Annotated in this window: 9 protein-coding genes, 1 tRNA gene and 2 pseudogenes; 9 read left to right on the top strand and 3 right to left on the bottom strand. The window is 65.8% G+C overall.

The features are described from left to right. The first annotated feature begins 152 nt into the window (after positions 1 to 152). The 5 genes from radA to ACO2Q5_RS19855 all read left to right on the top strand — a co-directional run bounded on the left by radA (position 153) and on the right by ACO2Q5_RS19855 (position 4789). Positions 153 to 1508, top strand: a complete 1356-nt coding sequence (radA, locus tag ACO2Q5_RS19835) for a DNA repair protein RadA (RefSeq protein WP_423294259.1) — start codon at positions 153 to 155, stop codon at positions 1506 to 1508. Positions 1509 to 1527: 19 nt separating this feature from the next. After that, a complete protein-coding gene (locus tag ACO2Q5_RS19840) occupies positions 1528 to 2139 on the top strand; it encodes a CvpA family protein (RefSeq protein WP_423294261.1) in 612 nt (203 codons plus the stop codon). A 141-nt stretch (positions 2140 to 2280) separates the two neighbouring features. After that, positions 2281 to 3753, top strand: coding sequence for an amidophosphoribosyltransferase (gene purF / locus ACO2Q5_RS19845; RefSeq protein WP_423294263.1), 1473 nt, complete (start codon positions 2281 to 2283; stop codon positions 3751 to 3753). A gap of 115 nt (positions 3754 to 3868) precedes the next feature. After that, complete coding sequence (locus ACO2Q5_RS19850; protein WP_423294265.1) at positions 3869 to 4546, top strand: SDR family NAD(P)-dependent oxidoreductase; 678 nt, start codon at positions 3869 to 3871, stop codon at positions 4544 to 4546. A 66-nt stretch (positions 4547 to 4612) separates the two neighbouring features. Then, entirely contained in the window at positions 4613 to 4789 is a 177-nt protein-coding gene (locus ACO2Q5_RS19855) for a hypothetical protein (protein ID WP_423294267.1), read from the top strand. On the opposite strand, the gene ACO2Q5_RS19860 is transcribed toward ACO2Q5_RS19855, so the two are convergent. Continuing rightward, positions 4786 to 6267, bottom strand: coding sequence for a PLP-dependent aminotransferase family protein (locus ACO2Q5_RS19860; RefSeq protein ID WP_423294269.1), 1482 nt, complete (start codon positions 6265 to 6267; stop codon positions 4786 to 4788). The genes ACO2Q5_RS19855 and ACO2Q5_RS19860 overlap by 4 nt on opposite strands. A 174-nt stretch (positions 6268 to 6441) precedes the next feature. On the opposite strand from ACO2Q5_RS19860, the gene tpa reads away from it, so the two are divergent. The 3 genes from tpa (at position 6442) to ACO2Q5_RS19875 (ending at position 9102) form a co-directional block, all read left to right on the top strand. Then, positions 6442 to 7821, top strand: a complete 1380-nt coding sequence (gene tpa, locus ACO2Q5_RS19865) for a hypotaurine--pyruvate aminotransferase Tpa (RefSeq protein ID WP_423294271.1) — start codon at positions 6442 to 6444, stop codon at positions 7819 to 7821. Positions 7822 to 7966: 145 nt separating this feature from the next. After that, complete coding sequence (locus tag ACO2Q5_RS19870) at positions 7967 to 8251, top strand: hypothetical protein (protein ID WP_423294273.1); 285 nt, start codon at positions 7967 to 7969, stop codon at positions 8249 to 8251. A 686-nt stretch (positions 8252 to 8937) separates the two neighbouring features. Beyond that, positions 8938 to 9102, top strand: a complete 165-nt coding sequence (locus tag ACO2Q5_RS19875; RefSeq protein ID WP_423294275.1) for a hypothetical protein — start codon at positions 8938 to 8940, stop codon at positions 9100 to 9102. A gap of 197 nt (positions 9103 to 9299) precedes the next feature. On the opposite strand, the pseudogene ACO2Q5_RS19880 reads toward ACO2Q5_RS19875, so the two are convergent. Continuing rightward, positions 9300 to 10199 (bottom strand): annotated as a pseudogene (locus ACO2Q5_RS19880) (IS5 family transposase). A gap of 274 nt (positions 10200 to 10473) precedes the next feature. Here ACO2Q5_RS19880 and ACO2Q5_RS19885 point away from each other — a divergent pair. Then, a tRNA-Cys gene (locus tag ACO2Q5_RS19885) sits at positions 10474 to 10547 on the top strand. Between the two features lie 74 nt (positions 10548 to 10621). Here the strand turns inward: ACO2Q5_RS19885 and ACO2Q5_RS19890 are convergent. Beyond that, positions 10622 to 10869, bottom strand: a pseudogene (locus tag ACO2Q5_RS19890) (hypothetical protein); the annotation flags it as partial.

Below are 10869 nucleotides of genomic sequence, written 5' to 3' on the forward strand. Positions count from 1 at the left end.
CGGGTCCTCCTGCCGACTCGTGGATGAAAAGCACGGGGGCGCAGCGGTTTGCGCAGCCCGTCCGCGACTGATCCTTTCGCAGCCACCTTTCGCCAGCCTTGCTTCCCGCCACGGGCTTGAAGCATCGCGCCGGAGGGGCTACCCAAGGGCGGATGAGCAAGACCCCCGGCTTCACCTGCACCGCCTGCGGCGCGGCCCATCGCAAATGGGCGGGGCGCTGCGATGCCTGTGGCGCGTGGAATTCGATCATTGAAGAGGCGCCGCTCTCCGCCGGGCCAAAGGCTCTGGGCGCCAAGGGGCGCACGATCCCGCTGACCGACCTTGCCACCGAAGAGGCGCCGCCCCCGCGCGCCGTCTCGGGCATGGGCGAACTGGACCGGGTGCTGGGCGGCGGGCTGGTCCCGGCCTCGGCCATTCTGGTGGGTGGCGATCCCGGCATCGGCAAATCCACCCTGCTGTTGCAGGCCGCGGCCAGCTTCGCCTCGCGCGGGCTGAAATGCCTGTATATCTCGGGCGAAGAGGCCAGCGCGCAGGTCCGCATGCGGGCGCAGCGGCTTGGCCTGACGCAGGCCCCTGTGCAACTGGGCGCCGAGACCAGCCTTCGCGACATCCTGACGACGCTGGATGCCGAACGCCCGGCGCTGGCCATCATCGATTCGATCCAGACCATGTGGCTGGACACGGTCGAGGCGGCGCCCGGCTCGGTCTCTCAGGTCCGCGCCGCCGCGCATGAGCTGGTGACCTTCGCGAAAAAGCGCGGCGTCGCCATCATCCTTGTCGGCCATGTCACCAAAGAGGGCCAGATCGCCGGCCCCCGCGTGGTGGAACACATGGTCGATACCGTCCTTTATTTCGAGGGCGAGCGCGGCCATCAGTTCCGCATCCTGCGCGCGGTGAAGAACCGCTTCGGCCCTGCCGATGAGATCGGCGTGTTCGAGATGACCGGCGCCGGGCTGGCTGAGGTCATGAACCCTTCGGCGCTGTTCCTGTCCTCGCGCGATGCACCTGCGCCGGGCAGCGCGGTCTTTGCCGGGATCGAAGGCACCCGCCCCGTCCTGACCGAGATTCAGGCGCTGGTCTCACCCTCCCCCCTCGGCACGCCGCGGCGCACGGTGGTCGGCCTCGATTCGGGGCGGCTCAGCACCATTCTGGCGGTGCTGGAGGCGCGGGTCGGCATCCCCTTCACCGGGCTGGACGTGTTCCTGAACGTGGCGGGGGGCCTGCGCGTCACCGAACCCGCGGCCGATCTGGCCGTGGCAGCCGCGCTTTTGTCCGCGCGTGAGGATGTGGCCATTCCGCCCGACATGGTGCTTTTCGGGGAAATCTCGCTCTCCGGCGCGCTGCGTCCGGTGGGGCAGACGGAAAACAGGTTGAAAGAGGCCGGGAAACTTGGTTTCACACAGGCGGCCCTGCCGGCCCGCTCCAAACACGGGGCACCGGACGGCATGGCCTTGCGGGAGCTGGCCGATCTGACGGCCTTCACCGGGGAAATGTTCGGGGCGGGCTGACCCCCCGGGGGAGACGGGAATGGACAACTTCACCTGGGTCGACGGCGGTGCCGCGCTGGTCATCCTTCTGTCGGCCGTTCTGGCCTATTCGCGCGGTCTTGTGCGCGAGGGCATGGCCATTCTCGGCTGGGTCGGCGCGGCCATCGTGGCCTTCCTCTTCGCCGGTGCGGCCAAGGGTCTGGTGGTGGAGCTGCCGGTCGTCGGCGCCTATCTGATGGAAAGCTGTGAACTTTCGGTGATTGCCGCCTTTGCCACGGTCTTCGCGCTTGGCCTGATCGTGGCGGCCTTGTTCACACCCCTTTTCGCCTCTGTGGTGCAGCGCTCGGCCCTTGGCGGCATCGACCAGGGGCTCGGCTTCCTCTTCGGCGTGCTGCGCGGTGTCCTCCTCATCGCGGTGGCCTTCATCGTCTATGACCGTGCGCTGTCCAACCAGTCGATCCCGGCGGTCGATAATTCCCGCACCGCCAAGGTCTTCGCCAATTTCCAGTCGTCGATCGACAGCGCCATCCCGACCGACGCGCCCGGCTGGATCGTCCAGCGTTACAATGAACTGACCGCGGTCTGCGCCCCGGCACCGGGCAGCGCCACGCCGACGGAAACCGCCCCGGCCCCGGCTCCGGCCGCGCCCTGATCCCGGCTTTGGTGCGCCAGCGCACCAAGACCCCCGCATCAGGGGCGCCGCATTGCGGCAGACGGGGGGTGACATGCCCCGGCGTAACGACTAGATGAAGGGCCACACCACAGCCCGGACCAGTCCGGATTCGGAGGCCCCATGCGCCGCTTCCCCGCCCACCCGTTCGAACCGCTGAACGATGGCGACAAGCTCAAGGAAGAATGCGGCATCTTCGGAGTGATCGGTCTCTCCGATGCCGCCAATTTCGTCGCCCTCGGCCTGCATGCCCTGCAGCACCGCGGACAGGAGGCCGGTGGGATCGTCACCTACGAGCCCTCGACCGGCTTCCACTCGGAACGCCGCTTCGGTTATGTGCGCGACACGTTCACCTCTGCCGGGATCATGAAGCTCCTGCCCGGCAGCCTTGGCATCGGCCATGTGCGCTATTCCACCGCCGGATCGAAGGGCGCCGCCCAGATCCGCGACGTGCAGCCCTTCTTCGGCGAATTCGCCATCGGCGGCTGTGCCATCGCCCATAACGGCAACCTGACCAACGCCGCCCGCCTGCGCAAGGACCTGATCGAGCGCGGGGCGATCTTCCAGTCTTCTTCCGACAGCGAATGCATCATCCATCTGATGGCGCGGTCGATGCAGAAGACCCAGGCCGAACGCCTGAAAGACGCGCTGCGGCTCGTCGAAGGCGCCTTCTCGGTCATCGCCATGACCCGGACCAAGCTGATGGGCGTGCGCGATGCGCTTGGCGTGCGCCCCCTGGTCATGGGCCGTCTGGGCGACGGCTATGTGCTGGCCTCGGAAACCTGCGCGCTGGACATCATCGGCGCCGAACTGGTGCGCGAGATCGACCCCGGCGAAATGGTGGTGATCGAGGATGGCCGCGTGCAATCCTCGCGCCCCTTCGCCCCGGCGAAATCCCGCTCCTGCATCTTCGAACAGGTCTATTTCTCGCGCCCCGACAGCATCATCGGCGGCCGTTCTGTCTATGAAACCCGCCGCCAGATCGGCGTGGAACTCGCGCGCGAAGCGCCGGTCGATGCCGATCTCGTCTGCCCGGTCCCCGACAGCGGCACCCCCGCGGCCATCGGCTTTGCCGCGGAATCCGGCATCCCCTTCGGATTGGGCATCACCCGCAACCAGTATATGGGCCGGACCTTCATCGAACCAACCGAGCAGATCCGCAACATGGGCGTGCGGCTGAAGCTGAACGTGAACAAGTCGCTGATCCGTGGCAAACGGGTGATCCTTGTGGACGATTCCGTCGTCCGCGGCACCACCAGCCGCAAGATCAAGGACATGATCCTGGATGCCGGCGCGGCCGAGGTGCATTTCCGCATCGCCTCCCCCCCCACGGCCTGGCCCTGCTTCTACGGGGTGGACACGCCCGAACGCTCCAAACTCCTTGCCGCCACCATGAGCGAGGATGAAATGCGGGCCTGGATCGGGGTGGACAGCCTGAAATTCATCTCGCTCGACGGGCTCTACCGCGCCGCGGGCGAGGCGAATGGCCGCGATCCGAAAAGCCCGCGCTTCTGCGACGCCTGCTTCTCGGGTGAATATCCCGTCGCCCCGGCCGACAAGCTGGACGAAGGCTTCCAGATGAAGGCCGCGGAATAGGCCAGCAGGCCCCGCAGCAAAGCCTGCCCTGCCCCATTCATCTGTTCAAAAATATCCTCTGGGGGTCCGGGGGGCGAAGCGCCCCCGGTCCGACGCCAGAACCGGAGCCTGACACATGACCCAGAAAACCGCCCCGATCAAAACCGCCCTGATCACCGGTGCCTCGCGCGGGCTGGGGGCCGCTTTGGCCGAACAGCTGGCCTTCCGCGGCTGGCATGTGGTGGCCGTGGCCCGCACCGTGGGCGGGCTGGAGGATCTGGACGACCGGGTGAAATCCGCAGGCCTGCCCGGTGCGGGCGGGCTGACGCTGGCGCCAATGGATGTGACCGACGAAGGCGCGATGCAGCACCTGTGCCGGTCGATCCATGACCGCTGGGGCGGATTGGGCTTCTGGGCGCATACAGCGATCCATGCCACCGCTCTCTCGCCCGCGCCTTCGGTGGATATGAAGGATCTGGACAAATCCGTGGCCACCAACCTGCGCGCCGCCTCGCATCTGATCACCATGGTCGAGCCGCTTCTGCGCGCCGGTCAGGGCACGGCCCTGTTCCTTGATGATCCGATGCCCGGTACCGCCTTTTCCGCCGCCTATGGGGCCACGAAATCCGGCCAGATCGCGCTCGCGCGCAGCTGGCAGGCCGAGACGCAGCGCCTTGGTCCGCGCGTGGTGATCGGGACGCCCGCACCGATGCCGACCGCGGTTCGCGCCCGCTTTCACCCCGGCGAGGACCGCGCGCCCCTGGCCGATCCGAAGCAGGAGGCCGCGCGCCTTCTGGCCGAGGCTCTTGGCTGAGAGCAGCCTTCAGCCCGCCTTAACCCTTCCCGGCGCAGACTGGCCCCATCCCACCCGGAGGCTGCCATGACCGATCTGCCCGATGATCCCTTTGCCGACAGCCGCGAAGAACTCGCCCGGCTGACGGCCGAGATTGCGCGGCTGAAAGCGCGGGCCGATCTGCTGCGGCAGACATTGGCCGCGCCTAGCCCGCCTCCGCCCCGGCCCGGTTGGCCGATCCGCCGCTGCGGCACAGCCGTCTAGCCGCGCGGTGCGGCGGTCAGCGCACGGGCAATGCGCTGAATGCCTTCGGGAATCCGGGCAGGCTGGATCGAGGAATAGGCGAGCCGATAGAAATTCTGCGGCGCGCGGGCCGGATCAAAGAAGCCGTGCCCCGCCTCGATCAGCACACCTTCCCCCTTCAGCACGCGGGCCAGCAGCCTAGTATCCACCCCCTCGGGCGCGGCCATCCAGAAGGACGACCCGCCAAAGCCGCCCTGCCCCGCCACCGTCAGCCCGGCGTCGCGGATCGCCTCTTCCATCACCTGCCGCCTGCGGCGAAAGGCGTTGCGCATCCGGTTGATCAGCGCGTCATAATGCCCCTCGGCCAGAAAATAGGCCACCGTCCGCTGGATATGCCCCGGCGGATGTTTCAGCACCATCGACCGCAGCGCCCGCGCTTCGGCGATGAAATCCGGCGGGCCCACCAGATAGCCCAGCCGCATGCCGGGAAAGATCGACTTGGAGAACGACCCGGCATAGACCACCCGCCCCGCGGTATCGAGCGATTTCAACGCGGGTGAGACCGGCTTCAGAAAGCTCATCTCGAATTCGTAGTCGTCTTCGACCAGAATGAAATCGTCGCGGCTGGCCGCCTGCAGCAGCGCCAGCCGCCGGTCCAGCGGCATGGTGGCATTGGTCGGGCACTGGTGGCTGGGGGTGACGAAAACCACATCGCCCTGCCCGATCCGGCCGTGGCGGGACAAGAGCGGCAACCCGCCTTCGTCCACATCCACCGGCAGGATCTCGGTCCCGGTCACCTGCAGCATGCGGCGCAGACCGGGATAGGTGGGGTTCTCCACCACCGCCCGCCGCCCCGGCCCCAGAAGGACCTGCCCCGCGATCCACAAAGCATTGGTGGCGCCAAGGGTCAGCAGCACCTCATCCGCGCCGGCGGCGATCCCCCGCCGCGGCAGAATCACCCGCAAAACCTGTTCGATCAGCGCGGGATCATCGCGTTCGTAGAAGTCCGAGGTCAGCGCCGGAAAATCCCGCCGCCCAAGCGCCCGCAGCGCACAGGCCCGCCAGTTCTGATGATCGAACAAAGTGGCATCGGTCTGGCCATAGACGAATGGCCAGGGGTGGCGGTCCCAATCCTCGGGCCGTTCGACACCCGCCATGGCCCCGGTGAAGCGGTGACCGGAGAGCGCGCCGAAATCCACCTCGGCCGCCGGGCGCTGCGCCTTCGGGAATTCCGGCGCGCGCGGCGCATTGTCCGAGACATAGTAGCCCGACCGCCCCTTTGCCGTCAGATAGTCCGACGACACAAGATCGCCATAGGCCAGTGTCACGGTGATGCGGCTGACCCCCAGATGTTCGGCCAAAGCGCGCGAGGACGGCATCTTCTGCCCCGGCCGGAACCGGCCCGACAGGATGCCATCCGTCACCATCGCGCGGATGCGGCTTTGCAATGTGCCCGCGCCCCCCGCGGCAAGAAAGAAGGCCTCGACCGGGATTGCCATTCTGGAGTCATCCACAGGAAAATCTGGCGCCATCAACGCCAGTGGCCCCCGCAAAGTCAAGCCACGGACGGCCGCATGCAAACTGGCCCCAAAGCGGCGGCGCGTCTGGACCTAAGGCCCGCCCGGATTTTCGCCGATAGTGGGCCAAAGCATTCCGGCAGGGAAGGATAAGTCATGGAAGGCCTTCAGGGCATGAACGACATGGAGCGCGTGGTCGAGGCTGACCGCGCCCATGTCTGGCACCATCTGACGCAACACAAGGCGTTTGAGAGCATCGACCCTCGCGTCATCGTTGAAGGCAAGGGCATGCGCGTCTGGGACGCCAAGGGGCGCGAGATGCTGGACGCCGTCTCGGGCGGGGTCTGGACGGTCAATGTCGGCTACGGGCGCGAAACGATCGCCCGCGCGGTCTATGACCAGCTTCTGAAAATGAACTATTTCGCCGGGGCCTCGGGCTCGGTCCCCGGCGCAATCTTTGCCGAGAAACTGGCGGAAAAGATGCCGGGGCTGACCCGGGTCTACTATTCCAACTCCGGCTCCGAGGCGAATGAGAAGGTCTACAAGATGGTGCGCCAGATCGCGCACAAGCATCATGGCGGCCGCAAGTGGAAGATCCTGTACCGCGACCGCGATTATCACGGCACCACCATCGGGGCGCTGGCAACCTCCGGTCAGGATCAGCGGGCAGAGCAATACGGCCCCTACCCCGACGGCTTTGTCCGGGTGCCGCATTGCCTTGAATACCGCAAGCAATGGGATGTGGAGAATTACGGCGAACGCGCCGCGGATGCCATCGAAGAGGTGATCCTGCGCGAAGGCCCGGACACCGTGGGTGCCATCGTGCTGGAGCCCATCACCGCAGGCGGCGGCGTCATCGTCCCGCCCAAGGGCTATTGGGAGCGGGTGCAGGAAATCTGCCGCAAATATGACATCCTGCTGCATATCGACGAGGTCGTCTGCGGCATGGGCCGCACCGGCGAGTGGTTCGGCTACCAGCATTACGGCATCAAGCCCGATTTCGTGACCATGGCGAAGGGCCTGGCTTCCGGCTACGCCGCCATCTCCTGCACCGTCACGACCGAGCGGGTGTTCGAGTATTTCAAGGCCGATGCCGCCGATCCGATGAGCTATTTCCGCGACATCTCCACCTTCGGCGGCTGCACCTCGGGGCCGGCGGCGGCGCTGGAGAACATGCGGATCATCGAGGATGAGGGGCTGGTCGAGAACACCGCCCGCATGGGCGAGCGCTGCCTTGCGAACCTGCAGGGGCTGATGGAAAAGCACAAGGTCATCGGCGATGTGCGCGGCAAGGGCCTGTTCCTGGGCGCCGAGCTGGTCACCGACCGCGGCACCAAGGAGCCGATGGATGAAAAGCGGGTGCAGGCCGTGGTGGCCGAATGCTTCGCCCAAGGGGTGATCATCGGCGCCACCAACCGCTCGCTTCCGGGGCTGAATAACACGCTCTGCCTCTCGCCCGCGCTGATCGCCACAGCCGATGACATCGACCAGATCACCGGCGCCATCGACACCGCGCTGACCCGGGTCTTCAGCTAATCGCCCCTCCCGCGCCGGCCCAGGGCGGCCGGCGCGGGACCGTTGCGGGCCGGCAGCGTTGCGCGCCCTTTATTGGCGCAACTTTGCCCGATTTACGCCGCAATGCTATTGGACAAGGGTTCGACTTCAGCTTTCGAGGCAGGTCATGACCCTTCACTACCAACAACTTTTTGCCGCCTTCCGCGAAGCTGGCAGCGCCTTGGAAAGCCTGCGTGAGCGTGCTTCCGACACCAGCGATGCCTCGCTGGCCCGCGACCCCGATTATCACCGGCTGCATCATTGCGGCATGGTGATCGCCACGCTCGGCGGCGGCAATGCCATCGCCGCCGCGATCGAGGCGCTGTCCGACGACCCGCGCAACAGCGTTGATTTGCGCCGCTACTGGGCCGGCATGGACCAGTGGCCGCAATCGCCCAGCCAGTATAACTGAGCCGCTCCTGCCCGCCCCCCGCCCTTTTCGCGCATCCGCGACAGGGCATCGGTCAGACCAGCCCCCCTTATATCCGCCGTAGAAGTCGTCCCTGTGCCGAGGCGCGTGGTGGATTGCGGGGCGCAAGTCTCCTCCAGCTCGATGCGCAAGTTGGGGGATCTCTCAGAAAACCGGACCGCGCGACGGCGCGAGGTCCATTTCCACGGCCCGCATGACAATACTCGGCAGTTAGGACAATCCAGCCCGGCCTTGATGGAAGCCCGTTCATCGCCCCCGACAACGACCGCTGAATTGGCGGCGCAGCAATTTTGGCGTGAAAAATCGGCCACGTGAAAAAAGACAGCCCCGCCGCTGAAAAGCAGCCGGGGCTGATGAGCTGCGGGTGTCTGAAAGCTATGCCAAGCCGAAGCTGATAAGGATTTCTGCCGCACCCTTCACGTCTGGCAAGGGGGTGCCTTCCGGTGGATGTGCGGCCGGTGCCTTCCATACCCGCCCCAGATCACTCCCGGCCTCGCCCTTCAACAGACGCATGAGGGGCAGAGCCCATTGCGGCGCGGTATTTCCGGGAAGGTCTGGCAGTGGCGGAGCGGAGGGTAGAGCAGACCCAAAGTGCCGGCCCCGATCACCGGTAGGTCAAGAAACCGTAGCAGGATGGCTAAGCACGTCGCGCCGGACGACCCGAGGCGATGCTTCATGCGACCGAAGTAAGCGCCGAAGCTGGCAGGCTTGAGGCGGGCATGTCCAAGTTGAAAGCTACCGCATATTCCGAAGCGATGTCAGACAAGCTTCGAGCATCCGTGGTCGATCCGAACCTGGCGTTCGCCGAACCGCCTGCCGAAGCGGCTAAATGAAGATCGAGCCTAAGGTTTGTGATCCTCTCCCTTGTCCGCTAGCCGGGCTTAAGCCACCCGGCGACAGGCCCCGGTTGCAGCGCATAGGGCCGCGGCGCGACCGGGCCTTTTATAAACCAGCCTCTTGTGAGCGCTTTTCAAGCGCATCGGCCTTGTTGCGAAATTCCTGTTTGAGGCGTGACGCCCCCCTTTCCCCGTTATCCTCCGCCCACACGGACTGTCTCGGCTTTGCCGAATGCGTTGCAGCGGTTCACCCCTGCGACGCGGATCCGGGTTTCTGCGGTCTGACTGTCGGGATATCTTGCCGCGATGCGCTCACCGAACGCCTTGAGGCGACGCATCTTTGCTTCGATCCGGCTTCGGACGTGGTATCCGGGCCTGCGCTTCCAGAATGCCCTACCGTGTCGCCGGGGGGCGCGTAGGGTTTCGTTTCTTGCGATTGCGGCCATCTTCTTTCCACGGACGCCCGTTCTTGCAGATCGGGAGGATTGGTGCGGGCTGGCGGTCGATGATCGCGGCGTGGCGGCGGCTGTCCTGGGCCCCGTCGGCTGGCACGGTGCCGATCCTTTCGCGCCCAGGGATCTGGCCAAGCGCCTCTGCCAAGAACGGACTGTCGCGATCGCTGCTGGACGGAAACGCGACGGCGCGGATGTCCTGACGTTGCGGTCCCCATCGCCGGATGGACCATGCGCCCTTGGCGACGCCCCTGAACGCCGTGCTTGCGCGCCTGCCAAGCGGATCAGCCGAGGACCTTGATGCCCGTGCTAGCACCGATAGCGGTCTGGACAGCGCGCGTTTTCTGTCGGCAGCACAAGGTGGTGCCGTCAGATACGTCCCGGTCCAGGCCGGCAAGTTTCAGCAGGCGGGCCACCATGCCGGTCGTCTGCCTCACGGCAGCCTGAACAAATCCTCGATCGTCAGGCAGAACCGGATCGCGGCATCCGGGGACACCGCAGGCCGACCGGGCATGCCATCAGGCAGCGCGAGCCAGGTCGCCCCCGGTCCAGCCAGGGCAGCTGCGACCCGCGCTTGCGCGGCGAGGCAGAGCAGCTGTACCAGTTCGTCGTGCAAGAGCCGACGGGGGATGGTTTGCTCATGAAACCCGGCTAACCGCATGGGTGCGCGAAGGGAACCGTCCAGGTTCAGAGGGTTGCAAAAACGCCAAGGCAGCGCCGTGATGACAGTGGCTTCATGTGCTGGTCCGCTGATCCCGCCAAGGCGATGGCCGCAACAATACGGGCGAAGGACGGCAGATCGCGCGGGTGCAGGGGGCGCAGCAATGAACAGAACCGAGCCAGAACAAGAGCGTGACGGCCGGAGTGATAAGCGCTTGACCATGCCCCCGGAAAAACCTAATGAAGCCAAGGCTCCGGCGGGTTGGCGGAGAGGTTACGCAGCGGATTGCAAATCCGTGAAGACCGGTTCGATTCCGGTACCCGCCTCCAAATATTTTCAAACACTTAGCTGAAGCGCGCCGCCCTTTCGGGCGTCCATTTTGAACAGCGTTTTGAAAATCTGTTCACGCTACGCCCCGTTTAGCCGCAGTCAGGGCCTCAAGAATGCGATCAGACTCGCCGGGGGTAAGGCGGGCGTAATGTTCGATGACGTTCTGCGCATGGCGCAGCCCCCAGCCCATGAAATGAGGTGCGCCTAGATTTGTAGACGCTTTGCGCCCTAGCTTTGAGGCAAGGAGGCCGAGATGGGGACGAGCAACTACAGCGACGCGTTCAAGGGGGATGCGGTGCAGCAGATCCCGGTTCGGGGATA

The sequence above is a fragment of the Neotabrizicola sp. VNH66 genome, from assembly GCF_049445895.1.
In the GTDB taxonomy this organism is placed as follows: Bacteria; Pseudomonadota; Alphaproteobacteria; order Rhodobacterales; family Rhodobacteraceae; genus Pseudogemmobacter.